This window comes from Streptomyces sp. NPDC058464, assembly GCF_042721035.1.
GTDB lineage: Bacteria > Actinomycetota > Actinomycetes > Streptomycetales > Streptomycetaceae > Streptomyces.
Genome location: NZ_JBHXMA010000038.1, coordinates 73,732 through 91,714, shown reverse-complemented (window position 1 = coordinate 91,714; position 17,983 = coordinate 73,732). Strand labels below are relative to the sequence as shown.

Genomic DNA, 17,983 nt, shown 5'->3' with positions numbered 1-17,983 from the left:
CGGAGAAGCGGATGGGCCCCTGCCGGTAACTCCCCGGCAGGGGCCCATCCGTCGTCACAGGGGAAACGTCAGCCGCTGGTACCGCCGAAGAAGTTGGTACCGCCGTTGTTCCCGCCGTTGTTGTTGCCGACGCTCACCGTGGTGAGGGTGATCTGCGTGTTGCCGGGGTCGTCGACGCCGGTGTTGGCCTGCGGGTCCTGGTTGGTGACCAGGGCGTTGTCGCTGGAGTCGCCGTTGAACTGGATGTTCGTGAAGCCGGCCGCCTGCAGGGTCTGCTTGGCCTGGCTCACGGTCTGGCCGATCACGGTCGGCACGGCCGTCTGCTGCTTGGCCTTGCCGATCTGGATGTTCACCGAGGAGTTCTTGTCGACCTGCGTGCCCTTCTGCGGGTCGGTCGCGATGACCTTGCCGACCAGGCTGGAGTCGTCGGTCTCCACCTCGGTGCAGTTGCCGGTCAGGTTGTTGGCCGTCATCTGTGCCTTGGCCGCGTCGCAGGTCTGCCCGGTGACGTCGGGGACCGTGGACTTCTCCTCGGCCTTGGCGACGGTGAGGGTGATCGTGGAGCCCTTCTGGACCTCCGCGCCGAGGGCGGGATCCTGGTCCAGGACGGTACCCGGGTCCTCACCGGAGGTCTGCTGCTTCGTCTTGACGACGAAGTTGTACTTGTCGCCCTCGAGCGTGGTCTTGGCATCGTCGATGTTCTGACCGACGACGCTCGGTACGACCACCTTCGGCGCGCCCGTCGAGACCACCAGGTTGACCGTGGAGTCCTTCTTGACGTCGGTCCCCGCCTTGGGGTCCTGGTCGCAGATGCTGCCCTTGGGCTGGTCGTCGCAGGTCTTCTGGGTGAAGGCCAGCTTCAGACCGACGTTGTCGGCCATCTGCGTGGCCGTCGCCTTGGTCTGGCCGACGAACGTCGGCGTGCTGACCGTGTCGTTCCCGCCCCCGCCCCCGCTGACCACCCATTTCCCGATCAGGATCGAGCCCACCAGCACCAGGATGCCCGCGACCACGAGGAGGATCGTGGACGTGTTGCTCTTCTTCTGCTGGCGGCGGCGGTCCGGGCGCTCGTCGTAGCCGTAGCCGCCGTCGTCCGGGTTCATCGGGGGGAGCATGGTGGTGGCGCCGGCGTCGGAGCGCAGGGCCGTGGTCGGCATGTCGTCCGGGTAGCCGCCGTAGCCGACGGAGCCCATCGCCGCGGTGGCCGCGACCGGCTGGCCGTCCAGACACGCCTCGATGTCGGCGCGCATCTCGTCGGCCGACTGGTACCGGTAGTTCGGGTCCTTGACCAGGGCCTTCAGGACGATGGCGTCCATCTCGGGCGTGATCTCGGGGTCGAAGACCGACGGGGGCTGGGGCTCCTCGCGGACGTGCTGGTAGGCGACCGCGACCGGGCTGTCGCCCACGAACGGCGGCCGTACCGTCAGCAGCTCGTAGAGCAGGCAGCCCGTCGAGTAGAGGTCCGAGCGGGCGTCGACCTGCTCGCCCTTCGCCTGCTCCGGGGAGAGGTACTGGGCGGTGCCGATCACGGCGGCCGTCTGGGTCATGGTCATGCCGGAGTCGCCCATGGCGCGGGCGATGCCGAAGTCCATGACCTTGACCTGGCCGTTGCGCGTCAGCATGACGTTCGCCGGCTTGATGTCCCGGTGCACGATGCCGCTGCGGTGCGCGTACTCCAGGCCCTGGAGGATGCCGATGGTCATTTCCATCGCGCGCTCGGGCAGGAGCTTGCGACCGGAGTGGAGGAGCTCACGCAGCGTCGAGCCGTCCACGTACTCCATGACGATGTACGGGATCGAGACCCCGTCGATGTAGTCCTCGCCCGTGTCGTAGACCGCGACGATCGCGGGATGGTTGAGCGAGGCGGCCGACTGGGCCTCCCGGCGGAACCGGGCCTGGAAGGACGGGTCGCGCGCGAGGTCCGCGCGCAGCGTCTTCACCGCCACCGTGCGGCCGAGCCGCGTGTCATGGGCGAGGTAGACCTCCGCCATGCCACCACGGCCGAGCACGTGGCCCAGCTCGTACCGGCCGCCGAGGCGACGCGGCTCTTCCATAGTTCCCTACCAGCCCTCTCCGTCGGTCCCGACCGGCACGGGTGTGCGGTCGGAGGCTGCCGTCCGGGCCTACCGTACCCGGCTGTGTTTGTGTGACCTGGCCAAGCCCGTAACCCGATACAGGACCGGTATGTCAACGTGCACCGATGTGAAGGGGACGTGAGCGGGGTCACTTCTTGGAGTTGATGACCGCCTCCATCACGCTCTTCGCGATCGGGGCCGCGAGGCCGCCGCCGGAGATGTCGTCGCGGTTGGCCTGGTCGTCCTCGATGACCACGGCGACCGCGACCGGCTTGCTGCCGTCGGGGAGCTTGGCGTAGGAGATGAACCACGCGTAGGGGTTCTCGCTGTTCTCCACACCGTGCTGGGCGGTACCGGTCTTGCCGCCGACGGTGACGCCGTTGATCTGGGCGTTCGTGCCGGTGCCCTCCTTGACGACCGTCTCCATCATGGACTGGAGGACCTGGGCGTTGGAGGAGGACAGCGGCTGGCTCATCTCCTCGGGCTCGGTCTGGGAGATGGTGTCGAGGTTCGACGACTGCAGCTTGTCGATCATGTACGGCTTCATCAGCTTGCCGTCGTTGGCGACCGCGGAGGCGACCATGGCCATCTGCAGCGGGGTCGCGGCGGTGTTGTACTGGCCGATCGAGGACAGCGCGGTCTGCGACTGGTTCATGTTGTCGGAGAAGACCGAGGCGCTGGAGCGGACCGGGGTGAACTGCTCGGAGTCGAAGCCGAACTTCTTCGCCTCGGCGAGCATCTTGTCGTTGCCGAGGTCGGCGCCGATCTTGCCGAAGACGGTGTTGCAGGAGTAGCGCAGCGCGACGCGCATGGTCGCGTTCTTGCAGGGGATGCTGCCCTCGTTCTTCAGCTCGGTGGTGGTGCCGGGCATGACGTACGGCAGCGGTGACTTGGTGGCCTCGTCCGCGGAGGTGTACAGCCCGTTCTCCAGGGCGGCCGCGGCGGTGACGACCTTGAAGGTGGAGCCCGGCGGGTAGGTCTCACGCAGCGCCCGGTTCAGCATCGGGTCGTTCGGGTTGTACTTCTTCTGCAGCTTCTTCCAGGCCTCGGCGTCGGTGTCCGAGGTGCCCGCGAAGGCCGAGGGGTCGTACGACGGGTAGGAGGCGAGGGCCAGGATCTTGCCCGTGGAGGGGTCCAGGGCGACGACCGCGCCCTTGCCGCCCTGCTTCTTCAGCCCGCTGTAGGCGGCGCTCTGGGCGGCCGCGTTCAGGGTGGTGACGACGTTGCCGCCCGACTTCTGCTTGCCCGTGATCATGTCGAGGGTGTTGCGGAAGAAGAGCCGGTCGTCGTTGCCGGTGAGGATGCCGTCCTCGAGGCTCTCCAGCTGGTTGGCGCCGAAGGCCTGGGAGGCGTACCCGGTGACCGGGGCCCACATGGGGCCGTTCTTGTACGTGCGCTTGTACTTCAGGTCGTTGAGACCGGAGGAGCTGGACGCCGTGGAGCCCGTGACCGGGTTGCCGTCGACGATTATGTCGCCGCGTGCGGTGGAGTAGCGGGCGATCGTGACACGGCGGTTGGCGGGGTCCTCGCGGAGGGTGTCGGCCTTGACGTACTGGAGCCAGTTGTCGCGCAGCAGCAGGGTGAGGACCAGGAGGCCGCAGAAGATCGCGATCCGGCGCAGGGGCTTGTTCATGAGGGGCGGACCACCTGGGTCATCTCGGCGTCGGGGTTGGCGGCGGGGGCCGGGGCCGGGCGGCGGGCGGTGTCGCTGATGCGGATCAGCACGCCGATGAGCGCCCAGTTGGCGATCACGGAGGAACCGCCGTACGCGAGGAACGGCATCGTCATACCGGTCAGCGGGATGAGGCCCATCACACCGCCGGCGACGACGAACACCTGGAGCGCGAAGGCGCCGGAGAGGCCGACGGCGAGCAGCTTGCCGAACGGGTCGCGGGCGGCGAGCGAGGTGCGCACGCCGCGCTCCACGATCAGGCCGTAGATGAGCAGGATCGCCATGATGCCGGCGAGGCCCAGCTCCTCGCCGAAGGTGGCGAGGATGAAGTCGGAGTTGGCGGCGAACCGGATCAGCTCGGAGTGGCCCTGGCCGAGGCCGGTGCCGAGGGTGCCGCCGGAGCCGAACGCCCACAGGGCCTGCATCGCCTGCTCGGAGTGGCCGGCGACGCCCTCCCGGGAGAGCGTGTACTCCTTCATCGGGTCGAGCCAGGCCTGGACACGCTGCTGGACGTGCGGTTCGAAGCTGGCCACGCCGACCGCGCCGGCCGCCGACATCAGCAGACCGAAGACGATCCAGCTGGTCCGCTCGGTGGCGACGTACAGCATGATGATGAACATTCCGAAGAACAGCAGCGAGGTACCGAGGTCGGTCTCGAACACCAGGATGAGGATCGAGATGAACCAGACGACCAGGATCGGTCCCAGGTCGCGGCCGCGCGGCAGGTAGAGCCCCATGAAGCGGCGGCTGGCCAGGGCCAGCGCGTCCCGCTTGACCATCAGGTAGCCGGCGAAGAAGACCGCGAGGACGATCTTCGCGAACTCGCCGGGCTGGATGGTGAAGCCGCCGACGGAGATCCAGATCTTGGCGCCGTAGACGTTCAGGCCGAGGCCCGGGACCAGGGGGAGCAGGAGGAGGAAGAGCGCCGCCACCATCGAGATGTAGGTGTAGCGCTGGAGTGCTCTGTGGTCCTTGAGGAAGATCAGGACGACGATGAACAGCGCGATGCCCATCGCGGTGTACAGCAGCTGGTTGGTGGCCTTGCCGCCCGAGACGTGGATCGACTGGAGCAGCTTGGACTGGTCGAGTCTCCAGATGACGACCAGGCCGAGGCCGTTGAGCAGGGTGGCCAGCGGCAGCAGCAGCGGGTCCGCGTACGGGGCGAACTTGCGGACGACGAGGTGGGCGACGCCGGCCAGGAGGCCGAGGCCCAGTCCGTAGCTCAGCAGTCCGGCGGGGACCTTGTCGTTGATGGCCAGGCCCACGTTGGCGTAGGCGAACACCGGGATGGCGACGGCGAACACCAGGAGCGCGAGCTCGGTGTTGCGCCGGCTCGGCGTGCCGATGGAGCCGATCGTGGACGTGTGGTTCGTCGACGTGTTGGTAGTACTGCTCATCGTGTGACGGGGCCTCTCACGGCTTGCCTATTGCTTACCGCACAGCGAGACGACCTTCTGCTCATCCTCCGAGAGGGTGGGGCCGGGGCTGGGGGTCGCTGAGGGGGACGGGGACGGTGACGCCGTGGAGGACGCCGAGTTCGAGGGGCTTGGCGAGGCCTTGGACGTGAGAGAGGTCTTGGTGGTTCCCGTGGTGCCGCCGGCCTCGCCCTGGCCGGTCTTGGAGTTGGCGGTGGACTCGGCGGCGGTGCGCTCCGACTCCTTCTTGCAGGCGGAGGCCTGCACGGCCAGCTCCTGGACCTTCGACTGGGCGTCCTTGAGACCGCCCTCCGCGATGGTGGCCTTGACCTGCTTCTGCTGGTACGGCGGCAGGTACTTGAGTTCGATCTCGGGGTGGTCCGTCTCCACCTTCGACAGCGACACCCAGGCGAGGTCCTGGCTGATGCCCTGGTACAGCGCGACGTGCGTGCCGTTGGCGCCGACGTAGTACTGCGTCTGCGTCCAGCGGTAGCCGCCGTACAAGCCGCCGCCGATCACGGCGAGGGCGAGCACGCTGTAGAAGGATCTCTTCAGCCACTTCCGGCCGCGGCGGGGCTTGACGAAGTCGTCGTCGGTGTAGTCGCCGAAGCTGTCGGTGGGGACGTATCCGGTGGTGTCGCCGGAGCCGGGCGGGCCGAACTCGCCGCCGCCCCCGTGCCGGGGACCCTGGCGGCCGAGGCTGGCGGCGCGGCCGGCCGGCGTCTGCATGAAGCCGTTGTCGTGCAGGTGCTGCTGGTTCTCGGCGACGGCGCCGACCACGACCGGGGTGTCGGAGAGCTGCCCCGCGAGGGTGTCGCCGGTGTCCAGGTCGAGGACGTCCGCGATGATGACCGTGATGTTGTCGGGGCCGCCGCCGCGCAGCGCGAGCTGGATCAGCTCCTGCACGGTCTCCTGCGGGCCCTGGTAGCTGGCGAGGGTCTCCTCCAGGGTCTGGTGGGAGACCACCCCGGAGAGTCCGTCGGAGCAGATCAGGTACCTGTCGCCGGCGCGGACCTCGCGGATCGACAGGTCGGGCTCGACGTGGTCGCCGCTGCCGAGCGCGCGCATCAGCAGTGAGCGCTGCGGGTGGGTGGTGGCCTCTTCCTCGGTGATCCGGCCCTCGTCGACGAGCCGCTGCACCCAGGTGTGGTCCTGGGTGATCTGCGTGAGCACGCCGTCGCGGAGGAGGTACGCGCGGGAGTCGCCGACGTGGACGAGGCCGAGCCGCTGCCCGGTCCACAGCAGGGCGGTGAGGGTGGTCCCCATGCCCTCCAGCTGCGGGTCCTCCTCGACCATGGCGCGCAGCTGGTCGTTGGCGCGCTGCACGGCGTGGCCGAGGGAGGTGAGGATGTCGGAGCCGGGCACGTCGTCGTCGAGCGTGACCAGGGTGGAGATCACCTCGGAGGAGGCGACCTCGCCGGCGGCCTGGCCGCCCATGCCGTCGGCGATGGCGAGCAGGCGGGGGCCGGCGTAACCGGAGTCCTCGTTGCCCTCCCGGATCATGCCTTTGTGCGATCCGGCGGCGAAGCGCAGTGACAGACTCATGCGCACCTCGCCCGTCGGCTCCGGGTACATCCGCACGGTGCCCACCCTCCGGTCGGGAGCGCGCGAAGGACCGGCGTCCGGTCCGCCGCCGCGTGCTCGCTCCGCTCGCGCCTACTCATGATGTAGCACTACTTCCGCAGCTCGATGACGGTTTTGCCGATGCGGATCGGCGCGCCCAGCGGGATCGGTGTGGGGGTCGTCAGCCGGGACCGGTCCAGGTAGGTGCCGTTGGTCGAGCCGAGGTCCTCGACGATCCACTGGCCGTCACGGTCCGGGTAGATCCTGGCATGACGGCTGGAGGCGTAGTCGTCGTCCAGCACGATCGTCGAGTCGTGGGCGCGGCCGAGGGTGATGGTCTGGCCCTGGAGCGCGACCGTCGTACCGGTGAGGGTGCCCTCGGAGACGACCAGCTTGGAAGGGGCGTTACGGCGCTGGCGACCGCCGGCCGCCGGCTGCTGGGCGCGCTGCTGCGGAGGCGCGGCCTGCTGCCGGGCGGCGGGCTGCTGCCGGCGCCCTTCTTCCCTACGCGATCCGCGCTGGGTGACGCGCGTACCGAACAGGTCGCTGCGGATGACCTGCACGGCCACGATCACGAACAGCCACAGTACGGCCAGGAAACCCAGCCGCATGACCGTGAGGGTCAGCTCTGACATTGCCCCCGCTTCACCCTTCGGCTTGCCGGTAAATGATGGTGGTGCTGCCCACGACGATCCGCGAGCCGTCGCGGAGCGTAGCGCGGGTGGTGTGCTGCCCGTCCACCACGATGCCGTTGGTGGACCCGAGATCCTGGATCGTCGAGGGCGTTCCGGTCCGGATCTCGCAGTGCCGGCGGGAGACGCCGGGGTCGTCGATCCGCACGTCGGCCTCGGTGCTGCGGCCCAGCACCAGCGTCGCGCGGGAGATCTGATGGCGGGTGCCGTTGATCTCGATCCAGTAGCGGGTACGGGAACCGGGCGCCGAGGCGCCGACGGGACCCGAGGGCGGCCGCTGGGCGGCCGGCTGGGTGGGCTGCGGATAGCCGTAGCCGCCGGGGCGGGCTCCGGGCGGCGGGGCGCTCGGCATCGGCGGAGCGGCGGCGCCGCCCTGCGGGTAGCCGTAGCCGCCCGGACGCTGCGGGGCGCCGGGGCCGCCGGCGGGGGCGCGCTCGGGGGCCTGCTGGTTGCTGGAGGAGGCGAGGGTGCGGCTGCGCACCCGGTACAGACCGGTGTCGAGGTCGTCGGCCTTCTCCAGGTTGACCTTGATCGGCCCCATGAAGGTGTAGCGCTGCTGCTTGGCGTAGTCGCGGACCATCCCGGCGAGCTCGTCGCCGAGCTGCCCGGAGTAGGGGCTGAGCCGCTCGAAGTCCGGCGCGCTCAGCTCCACGATGAAGTCATTGGGTACGACGGTCCGGTCCCGGTTCCAGATGGTCGCGTTGTTGTCGCACTCGCGCTGCAGCGCGCCGGCGATCTCCACGGGCTGGACCTCGGACTTGAACACCTTGGCGAAGGTGCCGTTGACCAGACCTTCGAGACGCTGCTCGAACTTCTTCAGGACTCCCACAGGGCACCTCCTCTGTCGCCTTGCCCGTACTGCCTGCCGTTGCCGCTACTGCTCACTGATCGTATCTACGCGCCCGGCAATCAGCCGGTTCCCCGAGCGGCCCCTGTTCGAACTCCTCGGCGTGCTTCTCCTGTCAAGGATCGGCGCTTCTTCTGCCATGGATCGTAGAGGTGGCCCACGACCAGTGTCCCGCACCTGACTGTGCACCCGATCCGTCTCCTGGACAGATGGCCCTGACCGGTACGAGGTTGATACGTGATGGCCGACTGCTCGGTACGTGATCGTCAGGTGGGCGCTGCCCCAGCGCTGCCCCGGGATAAGGGATGTGAACCCACCGTGTCCCACGTGCTAGTGTTCTCGATGTCGGAAGGGGCCAACCCGAAGGAAACAACGGGGTCGGAGCCGGAAGACACACCCAATGCGCGGGTGGCGGAATAGGCAGACGCGCTGGATTCAGGTTCCAGTGCCCGCAAGGGCGTGGGGGTTCAACTCCCCCCTCGCGCACAGAGAGATACCGACGGAACGGGTCTCTGCTGGTGACAGAAGTCACCGCAGGGGCCCGTTTCTCGTTGTCCGGTGATCGTTCGATGACTGTGAGGCATCGCACGGCCTTGGCAAGGCATGGGGAAGGCCCCGGCTCGTGAGCTATCTCACGGGCGGGGCCTGTCTTCTTTGTGCTGTGGCGCTGGGGCGCCGGATCGATCTACGCCGTTGCTGCGAGGTGCCCCGTCGGGGTCCAGGTCTTCCGCTCTTTGGTCTGCCGGCGGTGGTGGGTGCGGCGCCGTGGGCGTTCGCCGCCGAGGGCGAGGGTGTCCAGCCACTTCCTGATCTTGCGGCGGTTGGCGTGGGCCAGTTGGAAGGCGAGCAGGATCGTCTGCGCGGCGATGCCGCGGATGCGGCGGGAGCCTGCGGACTCGATGCCCCTGCCGTCATGCCGCCCGACCTGGTCCGTGGGAAACGATCCTTATGTGTGTGGGAAACGCCCTTCGCTGGCGGAACATAAACCCCTCACCAGTGCATTCCGTCGGTTCTCCGGTGATCGTCCGGCGGCTGTGAGGCATCGCACGGCCTCGCCCGGGCAGGCGGAGGGCCTCGCTCGTGAGCTATGTCACGGGTGACTGGGGAGGCGGCGGCAGGTCGCGACGGGCGGCAACCGGAGGTCGCCGTCGGCGTCACCGGGAGCCCGGGCCCGGGGGCTGGGGGCTGGGGGCTGGATCACCCCGGTTGCGCCCGGGTCGTGCGGGTCGCAGGCTGCCCCCATGGACTACAGCCCGGAAGCAGGCGTGCGGCCCATTCTGGTGACCGGTGCCGCGGGCAGCGTCGGGGCCGTCGGCAGGACGGTGGTCCAAGGTCTTCGGCGCCGGGGATTCCAGGTCCGCGCTCTGGTGCGCCGGGACGACGACCGTGCCCGGGCGCTGCGCGCGACGGGCGCCGAAGTCGTGGTCGGAGATCTGACGCGGGCCCGTGACGTCGCCGACGCCCTCGACGGCTGCGGACGGATGTACTTCGGCATGGCCGTGTCGGAGCAGTATCTGCTGGCCGCCGTGACCACGGCGGCGGTCGCGCGCGCCTACGGGGAGCTGGAGGCGTTCGTGAACATGTCGCAGCTGACCGTCTCCGAGATGGACGCCACCAGCGGCTCCGAGTCGCACCAGCATCGTCAGCAGTGGCTGGTCGAGCAGGTCCTCGACTGGTCGGGCCTGCCCGTGGTCGAGGTCAGGCCCACCGTCTTCATGGAGAACCCGCTCTTCCGGGCCGTGTTCTCCTCGGTCGCCGAGAACGGCGCCGTCAGGTGGCCCTTCGGCGAGGCGAAGACCTCCCCGATCGCGGCCGACGACGTCGCCGCGGTCGTCGAGGAGATCCTGGCCGATCCGGCCCGGCACATCGGCCGGATCTACGAGCTGACCGGCCCCCGGTCACAGGACGCCGCCGCTACGGCCGCGGAGATCTCCGACGCCCTGCACCGCACGGTCGGCCACACCGACGTTCCGCTGCAGGAATGGCTCGACCACGATCTCGGGGCACTGGGACTGCCGGACCATGTCTTCCAGCACATCTCCACCATGGCTCGCCTGCACATGGCCGGACGCTACGACCGCCAGGCCGACGGCATGGCAGAGGTCACCGGGCGGCCCGCCGCCGGAGTGGCCGACTACGTCCGCAAGAACCCCGAACTGTTCACACGCTGAAGCCGCCCGCGGAACTGCGATGCCCCGGCGGCCGTTGGCGGCCGTTGCGCCGTGGTTGTGCCGCGGTGTTCGGGGGCCGGACCGATCAACGAGGCTCCGGGAGCTCCTTGAGCGCGGCGGCCGTCTCGGCGAGGATCTCGGTGGACAGCTCCGGGTCGCCGACGGCCCGCGCCATGGCGATCGCCCCGACCATGGCGCTGAGTGCCAGGAACGCCTGCCGGCGGTCGGCCGCGGGATCGTCGCCCGACGCGAGGCCCGCCAGGATGCTCAGGTAGCTCTCGACCTGCCGGCCGTACGCGGCCCGCGTTCTGTCATCGGCCCGTGAGACGTCCTGCGGCAGGGCAGCGACCGCGCACCCGTCCTGTGGCGCGTCCCGGTGAGCGGTGCTGAGGTAGTCGTCGACGATCGTCGTGAACGCCTGCTGTCCGCCACGGGCGGCGGTGGTCAGGAACCACTGGTTTCCCTGCTCCAAGGCGTGTTCGACCGCCTCGGCGACGAGATCGTCCCGGGAGGCGAAATGCCGGTAGAAGCCGCCGTGGGTCAGACCGGCCTCCTTCATCAACTCGGCCACCCCGACCCCGTTCACGCCGTCGCGACGGAAACGTGCCGCGGCCCTGTCGACGATCCGGGCATGACTCGCCGCCTTGTCCGCCTGCGAACTCACCATGATCGAACCTCCGGCCCACGGGGCCGTCCTCGGCCCGCGACAAATGAAGATTATAGTCATCATCCTGGGGTGATGCGGGCTGGGGGCCGGGAGCTGCCGCAGTCGTCACCCCAGCTGCGCGAGTAGTTCCTCGGTCGTGACGATGGCGTGGGCGAAGGTCGGCCCGTTGAGCGTGTGGGCGTAGTGCATCGCCTCCTGGCTGAAGGCGGCGGTCGCGTCCTTGACCAGGGTGACGTGGTACCCGAGCTCCATGCCGAAGCGGCCGGTCGCCTCGATGCACGTGTTGGCGATCATGCCGATCAGAATGATGCGGCGGATGCCGTGCTGCTTGAGCTGCAGATCGAGATCGGTGTTGGCGAAGCCGCTCGATCCCCAGTGCTCGTGGGCCACGACGTCTCCGGGCCGGGGCTGGAAGTCGTCGCTGAAGGTGCCGCCCCACGTGTCCTTGGCGAAGACCTCGGCCTTGGCGGAGTTGAGCTGGTAGGGCGTGGGAAAGTCGAAGGAGACGTAGTCGCCTGGCTCCCAGCGGTGGTGCGGAACGAAGATGATCTTCACCCCCTGGGCGCGTGCGGCCGCGACCACCTCTCGCAGGTGATCGAGCAGGTTCACCTCCTCGGCGACCGCCTTCACCCGGGGCCAGATCTTGCCGCCCTCGCTGAGGAAGTCGTTGTAGGGGTCGACCAGCAGAACCGCGGTGGTCGAGGCGTCGTAGCTCATGACAATCTCCTGTCCGGTTTGGCTTTGGGTTTGGGTTTGGGTTTAGGGCTGGGTTTCGGTTCGGGTCTGGCTCGGCCGGTCCGTTCGGCCGGGGATCTGCGTCATCCCCAGCGACTGGCGCGTGCCTTGCGCTCTATGTCCCTGGCGAAGAGCGGAGTCTCCTCGGCGTTGTGGGCGCTCAAGGCCTTCTGCGCGGCTTCACTCGCCACGGCGAAAGGCACGCCGCGTTCCTCCAGCGCTTCCAGATAGCCGGGAGCTGTCCGGACCTCGACCTTGTTGATGAAGTTCGTCGTGCCCGCGTCGATGGCTTCGGCGCTGAATTCCCAGATCACGACGAGCTTGACGCGGGCACCGATTTCCGGACCGATCGAATCCGACAGCGACACGAGGCGGCAGTGGTTTCGCTCGGCGACGTCCTCGACATAGTGCTGCACCATCAGATTGCCGACGTGCTCCACGTTGATGGACATGCGCTTTCCCTCGGGCGTGAGTGTCGTCGCCCCGGCGATGTGATTCTTCGAGCAGGCCTGATATTCGCTGTCGGTCAGGGTGAAGACCCACTCTGTCAGGTCGATCGCCGTCAGCGGCGCCTGGATGGTGGATTCGGAAACCGATTCGGCGATGATGCGGTCGGTCATTTGCTGATCTCCTGTTCTCGGATTGGAATTATCGCGACGATCTCGCCGCTCGGGGCGATGGCGCTCCGGCAGGGGAACCCAGGCAGGTGGAGGTCGATTTCCGTGCCGACGAGCGACGAGCACGAAATCAGGGTGAACGCTTCGGCCCTGGGTGGTGACCGTACGGATCGCTTTTCCGTCGGCGAGGGTGCGGGGGCGTTGAAATCCTGTACATCAACCGCCCGAGCGGCGTCAGGGTTTGCCGCGCTCCGGTATCGACATGCCCAGTGCTCCAGTGACTCGCCCACATTGAAGATTACGCACATCATCTTCAGAGTCAAGCGTGGGTGTCTCGTGCCCCTTGGTGGTGGCGTGGATGCGTCCGTCTCCTGCGGTGCGGCAGGACATGGCGATGGGCCGGATCGACTCGTCGGTCGCGTTCGCGTTCGCGTTCGCGGTCGTGTTCGCGGTCGTGGTCGTCGGCGTGGTCGCGATCGAGGTCGCTTCGGTCGCCCTGGTCGCCTTGTGGCGCCTGGCGGTGCGTCAGCCCGTCGGTGGGTGCTGTCTGGGTGGGGCGGAGGGTTGAGCTGCGCCGGTCTTGGTGCTGGTGCTGGTGCCGGTGCTCGTGTTGGTGCTCGTGCTCGTGCGGCGCTGAGCCGACGCCGGCCCTGGAGCGGTGGCCGTCAGCCGAGTTGTGCGGCGACGAGGGTGAGCGGTTCGCTGTTGCGTCGTGCGCGGGCCAGGATGACGGCGCCCTCCGCGGCGATCACCAGCAGGGTGGCGCGCTGTGCGGCCTCGGCGGGCGCCAGGCCGACCTGCTCGAGCCGGGCGGTCAGCGCGTCGGCCGTGGCGTTGAACGCCGCCTCGGCCCGGTCGAGGATCGCGGGGTCGTGTCCGCCGGTGGTGACCCCGGCCATGGCGCAGCCGGCGCGGAAGTCCGTGCCTTCGACCACTCTGCGCCAGATGTCGATGTACCCGGTGACCACGTCCTGCGGGGTCTCCGCCTGGATCGCGTCGATCTGGTCCCGCATCCACTGCTGGGAGTGGTCGATGGCGAGTTCGATCAGTTCCGCGCGGCCGCGGGGAAAGTGGTGGTAGACGGAGCCGCGGGGCGCCCCGGTGCGGGCGAGCACTTCGCGGGTCGACATGCCCTCGAGCCCGCGCTCGGCGATCAGCACCCATGCCGCCTTGATCATCGCTTCGCGCACGCTCTCTGACATGCGGACCATTCTTTCCCATCGTGTGCGGGCTCCTGGACCCGTCCCTTGATTATGCTATGTTACATAGCATAATCCGATGTCGGAGTCATCGCCGCCCACCCCCGAGGGGTCCTGTCATGAGCTCAGATGCACTTACCGTCGACGTGTACGTCGCACCGATGCGCCCGTTCGCCGGCGCTTCCGCCCAGGGGCCGGGCGACGACCCGATGTGGTCGCCCATGAGCAGCACTCTGATCGCCGGCGCCGAGGAGGCCGTCCTCGTCGACACGCTCGTCACCCTGGACCAGGTCGACGCCCTCGCCGCATGGGTGCGCGGCTTCGGGAAGCGTGTCACCGGCGTCTACATCACCCATGGCCACCAGGACCACTGGATCGGCCTGGCCCGCCTCCAGGAACACTTCCCGGACGCCCGGGGAATCGCCACCCCCGAGGTCGTCGAGCGTGCCCGGTTCGAAGCCAGTGACCCAGGTCTGTCCGCCTACTGGCAGGCCAGCTTCCCCGGTGAACTGCCGCGGACGGCGGTGCTTCCCGAGCCGCTGGCCGACGGGGAGTTCGAGCTGGAGGGCCGGATCCTGCGCGCGGTCTCCGTCGGCCAGGGAGACACCGAGCACTCCACCGTCCTGCACGTTCCCTCGGCCGCCGCGGTGGTCGGAGGCGACGTCGTCTACAACGGCGTGCACATGATGACGGCCGAGACGGACGAGCAGAGCCGCGAGGCCTGGATCGCCAGCCTGGACGCCGTCGCCGCGCTGGACCCGCGGATCGTCGTCGCCGGACACAAGAGCGTGGGCGCCCCCGACCTGCCCGAGAGCATCGGCGCGAGCCAGCAGTACCTGCGCGACTTCAGCCGCGTCGTCAACGAGGGCGGCGGGGTCGAGGACGTCGTCAACGCGATGCTCCAGCTCCACGGCGACCGCGACAATCCCCGCACCCTGTGGCACTCCGCGCGTACCGCCGTCGCCAAGCGGGGGGCGTAGTCCGGTCGGCCCGTCGGCCCGCCGGTCGGTCGGCCCATCGGTCGGTCGGCCCATCGGCCTGTCGGCCGGTCGGTCGGCAGGGGGACCGGCGGCTGCGGCCGCACGTGCGGCGTGAGGGCGGGGGCTCACCCTGCTCATGCGCGGACGCCCGCCAGGTCCACCGCGCGGTGGCGCAGGGTCAGGGCCGCCGGGACGACGGAGGCCAGGACGGCGAGGGCCGCGCAGCCGGCGGTGGTGACGGCCAGGGCGGCCCAGGGCAGGGTGGTCCACGGCAGGGTGAGGGCGGCCGGGACCGACAGCGCGTGCAGGGCCGCCGCGACTCCCGCCAGGTCGAGGGCGGTCACCAGCAGCCCCAGCACCGCCCCGACCGCGACCACCGTGAGCGCCTCGGCCCCGACCAGCCGCAGCACCTGCCGGCGGCCCGCCCCGGCCAGCCGCAGTGCGGCCAGCTCGCGCACCCGGTCCGAGGTGGCCATCACCATGGTGTTGACCAGGGAGATCCCGGTGTAGAGAAGCGCGATGCCGAGGACGAGGAGGAGGCCGAGGCGGGTGGTCCGGTCGGTCTCCGGGTAGGTCTCCGCGATCCACCGGTCCCTGGTGAGGACGTGCGCGCCGGACGTCCGGGCCGCCGCGCGCAGCCCGGCGGCCACCGTGGACGCGTCCGCGCCGGGACGCAGGGCCACGTCGACGCGGTCGACGGCGGCACCGGGCGCGTTGGCCGGCGTCACGTAGGCACCGTTGTCTCCGGTGCCCGTCGGCATCACGGCGGCGATGCGCAGGGTCCTCCGGGTGCCGTCACCGAGCCACACCCGGACCCGTTCGCCGACGGTGTGGTTCTCCCACTCCTCGTTGACGATGATCGAGTCGTCGTCGAGGCCGGTGGTCCTGCCGGAGACGAGCGGGAGGCGCGTGGTGGCCTCCAGCGCGGCGGGATCGGCGGCCCGGGCCGCCGATCTGATCAGGGCGACCCCGTCCTCCAGGACGTACACCGCGCTCGCCGAGGTCGCGGAGAGCTCGGCGCCGGGTACGGAGCGCAGCGCGCTGAGCGTCGTCTCCGCGAAGCCGCCCGCCGCGGGCGTGACGACGAAGGCCGCCGTGGTCCGGTCGCGGGTCTCCACGGCCCGGGCCGCGTTCAGGGTCGCGGCGGTGCCGAGCAGCGAGCCCGTGAGGGCGACGGTGACCAGCACGGGCGCGGCGACGGCGGCGGTACGGCGGACTCCGGCGGCCGCGTTCTCGCGCACCAGCATGCCGCCGGCGCCGGGGAGCCGGGCCGGGACCCAGGTGAGCAGCCTGGTCAGCGGGCGGACCAGGACGGGGGCGAGCAGCGCGACCGCGGTGATCAGCAGCATGGGGCGGCTCACGTAGGACTTGCGGTGCAGCAGGCCGCCGGGGTCGTGGAGGAGTGCGAGGAACAGGAGGACGGCCGCGGTCAGCAGCAGGACGCCGCCGGACAGCCGGCGGCCCGCGGTCATCGGCCGGTCGTCGACGGCCGCCTCGCGCAGCGCCTCGGCCGGCCCGGTGCGGCCCGCCCGCCAGGACGCGGCGGCCGCTCCGCACAGGGCGACCAGCAGTCCGGTCGCGAAGGCCGCGCAGTAGGGCCACCTGTGGCCGTCGCCGATCCGGAACCAGCCCGGAGCGAGTCCGCCGTCGACGGTCCAGCGGGCGAGGCCGGGTGCGCCGTACCGGCCGAGCACGCAGCCCACCGCCGAGGCGAGCCCCCCGACCAGCAGGGCCTCGGCGACCACCGTCCGGCGGAGCTGTCCGGGCGTCGCCCCGGCGATGCGCAGCAGGCCGAACTCGCGGCGGCGCTGGGCGACCGCGAAGGCGAACGTCGACGCCACCACGAACACCGACACGAACGCGGCCACCCCGCCGGCCGTGCCGAACAGGGCGTTCAACGCGTTCAGCGCCTCCCGGTCGCGGTCCGGGTCCGGGTCGGCGAAGCGCCGGTCGGCACCCGTGAGGACCCGTACGCCGGGGTTTCCCCGGACCGCGTTCCGTACGGCCGGCGCGGCCGCGGCCACCACCAACTGGGTGCTGTGCGGCGCCAGTCGCGCCGCCCGCGCGTCGGTGTAGAAGACGGCGTGCTCGAAGCCGCGGTCGGCGACCGTGCCGACGACGGTGACGTCGCCGCGATCCGTACCGAGGGTGCGGCCGGGCTTCGCCCAGGTCCCGGTGGTGACGACCTCGCGGGCGGTGCGCGGTGCGCGGCCCGAGGCGATCTCGTACGGCGCGAACGCGGCGACCGACCAGGGGTGACCGACGAGATCACCGGGCCCGTTCCCCGCGTTGGCGAGGCGCACGGCGAAGGTGCGGTCGGGGGTGACCCTGCCGAGTTTCCGCAACGCGGCGACGGCGGCGGCGGGCACGGCACGCGGCTGGGCGAGCTTCTGGGCGCGGGTTCCGATCGGGGTGGCGACGCGCAGGGTGTCGGCGCCCCTGACGACGACCGGGGCCGCGGCGAACCGTTCCGGGGCGCGCCGCGGGGCGTCCAGGGTGGAGGCGAGCGCCAGGCCCGTCACGGTGAGCAGGCCCACGCCGAGACAGAGGGCGACGAAACTGCCGGCGAAGGTGACCCAGCGGGTGCGCAGGGTGTGCAGGCCGTACCGGGCGACGCTCAGCACGGCAGGGCCTCGAGACCGGTCATGCGGGTGGCGATGGCGTCGGCTTTCGCGCCCGTCAGTTCGCCGTCGACCCGGCCGTCGACGAGGAAGACCACGCGGTCGGCGCAGGAGGCGGCGACCGGGTCGTGGGTGACCATGACGATCGTCCGGCCCTCGTCGTCCGCCATGGCGCGCAGCAGTGACAGCACCGTACGGCTCGTCCGGGTGTCCAGGGCGCCGGTCGGCTCGTCGGCGAACAGCACCTCGGGACGGGTGACCAGGGCGCGGGCCAGCGCCACGCGCTGCTGCTGACCGCCGGACAGCCGGCTCGGCCGGTGCCGGGCGCGGTCGGCGAGCCCGACCCGGTCGAGCACCTCGCGGACCCGGGCCCTCGGGGGACGGCGGCCCGCCAGTTGCAGCGGCAGCGCCACGTTCTGCTCGGCGGTGAGGGAGGGGAGGAGGTTGAACGACTGGAAGACGAAGCCGATGCGCCGGCGGCGGAGCAGGGTCAGCTCGGTCTCGTTCAGCCCGGTCAGCTCGGTGCCGGCCAACAGGACCGAACCGGAGGTGGGCCGGTCGAGACCCGCCGCGCACTGCAGGAGCGTCGACTTGCCGGAGCCGGAGGGACCCATGACGGCGGTGAAGGTGCCTTCCGGAAAGGCGAGGGAGACGTCGTCGAGCGCGGTGACGGCGCTGTCTCCGGAACCGTGCCGTCTGCTGACGGAACGCAAGGTGATGGCGGTCATG

General features: G+C 70.1%; 15 protein-coding genes and 1 tRNA gene. 4 read left to right on the top strand and 12 right to left on the bottom strand.

What is annotated here, in order from left to right; genetic code table 11:
• Positions 1 to 68: 68 nt before the first annotated feature.
• The 6 genes from pknB to ACFWPQ_RS38670 all read right to left on the bottom strand — a co-directional run bounded on the left by pknB (position 69) and on the right by ACFWPQ_RS38670 (position 8,246).
• Positions 69 to 2,054 carry a Stk1 family PASTA domain-containing Ser/Thr kinase gene (pknB, locus tag ACFWPQ_RS38695; protein WP_384045740.1) on the bottom strand — a complete coding sequence of 662 codons (1,986 nt, stop codon included), beginning with the start codon at positions 2,052 to 2,054 and terminating at the stop codon, positions 69 to 71.
• Between the two features lie 169 nt (positions 2,055 to 2,223).
• Positions 2,224 to 3,708 carry a peptidoglycan D,D-transpeptidase FtsI family protein gene (locus ACFWPQ_RS38690; RefSeq protein WP_384045737.1) on the bottom strand — a complete coding sequence of 495 codons (1,485 nt, stop codon included), beginning with the start codon at positions 3,706 to 3,708 and terminating at the stop codon, positions 2,224 to 2,226.
• A complete protein-coding gene (locus ACFWPQ_RS38685; protein ID WP_361285355.1) occupies positions 3,705 to 5,144 on the bottom strand; it encodes an FtsW/RodA/SpoVE family cell cycle protein in 1,440 nt (479 codons plus the stop codon). The genes ACFWPQ_RS38690 and ACFWPQ_RS38685 overlap by 4 nt, the downstream gene beginning before the upstream one ends.
• A gap of 27 nt (positions 5,145 to 5,171) precedes the next feature.
• Positions 5,172 to 6,737 (bottom strand): Stp1/IreP family PP2C-type Ser/Thr phosphatase, encoded by a 1,566-nt coding sequence (locus tag ACFWPQ_RS38680; RefSeq protein WP_384045792.1) that lies wholly within the window; start codon positions 6,735 to 6,737, stop codon positions 5,172 to 5,174.
• A gap of 98 nt (positions 6,738 to 6,835) precedes the next feature.
• The gene (locus ACFWPQ_RS38675) at positions 6,836 to 7,360 is read right to left on the bottom strand and encodes an FHA domain-containing protein (protein ID WP_361285358.1); all 525 of its coding nucleotides are present in this window, start codon (positions 7,358 to 7,360) and stop codon (positions 6,836 to 6,838) included.
• Between the two features lie 10 nt (positions 7,361 to 7,370).
• Entirely contained in the window at positions 7,371 to 8,246 is an 876-nt protein-coding gene (locus ACFWPQ_RS38670; protein WP_384045734.1) for an FhaA domain-containing protein, read from the bottom strand.
• 420 nt (positions 8,247 to 8,666) lie between these two features.
• Between ACFWPQ_RS38670 and ACFWPQ_RS38665 the strand changes: the two genes are divergently transcribed.
• Positions 8,667 to 8,750: transfer RNA gene (locus tag ACFWPQ_RS38665), tRNA-Leu, on the top strand.
• 755 nt (positions 8,751 to 9,505) lie between these two features.
• Positions 9,506 to 10,435 (top strand): NAD(P)H-binding protein, encoded by a 930-nt coding sequence (locus tag ACFWPQ_RS38660; protein WP_384045731.1) that lies wholly within the window; start codon positions 9,506 to 9,508, stop codon positions 10,433 to 10,435.
• A gap of 85 nt (positions 10,436 to 10,520) precedes the next feature.
• Here ACFWPQ_RS38660 and ACFWPQ_RS38655 read toward each other — a convergent pair whose 3' ends face one another.
• The 3 genes from ACFWPQ_RS38655 to ACFWPQ_RS38645 form a co-directional block, all read right to left on the bottom strand.
• Positions 10,521 to 11,102: a TetR/AcrR family transcriptional regulator gene (locus ACFWPQ_RS38655; protein WP_384045728.1), complete on the bottom strand. Its 582-nt coding sequence runs from the start codon at positions 11,100 to 11,102 to the stop codon at positions 10,521 to 10,523.
• Between the two features lie 105 nt (positions 11,103 to 11,207).
• Positions 11,208 to 11,819, bottom strand: coding sequence for an isochorismatase family cysteine hydrolase (locus ACFWPQ_RS38650; RefSeq protein ID WP_384045725.1), 612 nt, complete (start codon positions 11,817 to 11,819; stop codon positions 11,208 to 11,210).
• A 101-nt stretch (positions 11,820 to 11,920) separates the two neighbouring features.
• Positions 11,921 to 12,457: a hypothetical protein gene (locus tag ACFWPQ_RS38645; RefSeq protein WP_384045722.1), complete on the bottom strand. Its 537-nt coding sequence runs from the start codon at positions 12,455 to 12,457 to the stop codon at positions 11,921 to 11,923.
• A gap of 355 nt (positions 12,458 to 12,812) precedes the next feature.
• On the opposite strand from ACFWPQ_RS38645, the gene ACFWPQ_RS38640 reads away from it, so the two are divergent.
• Positions 12,813 to 13,022 (top strand): hypothetical protein, encoded by a 210-nt coding sequence (locus ACFWPQ_RS38640; protein ID WP_384045719.1) that lies wholly within the window; start codon positions 12,813 to 12,815, stop codon positions 13,020 to 13,022.
• 97 nt (positions 13,023 to 13,119) lie between these two features.
• Here ACFWPQ_RS38640 and ACFWPQ_RS38635 read toward each other — a convergent pair whose 3' ends face one another.
• The gene (locus ACFWPQ_RS38635) at positions 13,120 to 13,656 is read right to left on the bottom strand and encodes a TetR/AcrR family transcriptional regulator (RefSeq protein WP_384045715.1); all 537 of its coding nucleotides are present in this window, start codon (positions 13,654 to 13,656) and stop codon (positions 13,120 to 13,122) included.
• A 116-nt stretch (positions 13,657 to 13,772) separates the two neighbouring features.
• Between ACFWPQ_RS38635 and ACFWPQ_RS38630 the strand changes: the two genes are divergently transcribed.
• Positions 13,773 to 14,633, top strand: a complete 861-nt coding sequence (locus ACFWPQ_RS38630) for an MBL fold metallo-hydrolase (RefSeq protein ID WP_384045712.1) — start codon at positions 13,773 to 13,775, stop codon at positions 14,631 to 14,633.
• 134 nt (positions 14,634 to 14,767) lie between these two features.
• Here ACFWPQ_RS38630 and ACFWPQ_RS38625 read toward each other — a convergent pair whose 3' ends face one another.
• Both ACFWPQ_RS38625 and ACFWPQ_RS38620 read right to left on the bottom strand, forming a co-directional pair.
• On the bottom strand, positions 14,768 to 17,257 hold the full coding sequence (locus ACFWPQ_RS38625) for an ABC transporter permease (RefSeq protein ID WP_384045709.1): 2,490 nt from the start codon (positions 17,255 to 17,257) through the stop codon (positions 14,768 to 14,770).
• Positions 17,251 to 17,982 carry an ABC transporter ATP-binding protein gene (locus ACFWPQ_RS38620; RefSeq protein WP_384045706.1) on the bottom strand — a complete coding sequence of 244 codons (732 nt, stop codon included), beginning with the start codon at positions 17,980 to 17,982 and terminating at the stop codon, positions 17,251 to 17,253. Before ACFWPQ_RS38620 ends, ACFWPQ_RS38625 begins: the two co-directional genes overlap by 7 nt.
• Between the last annotated feature and the right edge of the window lies 1 nt (position 17,983).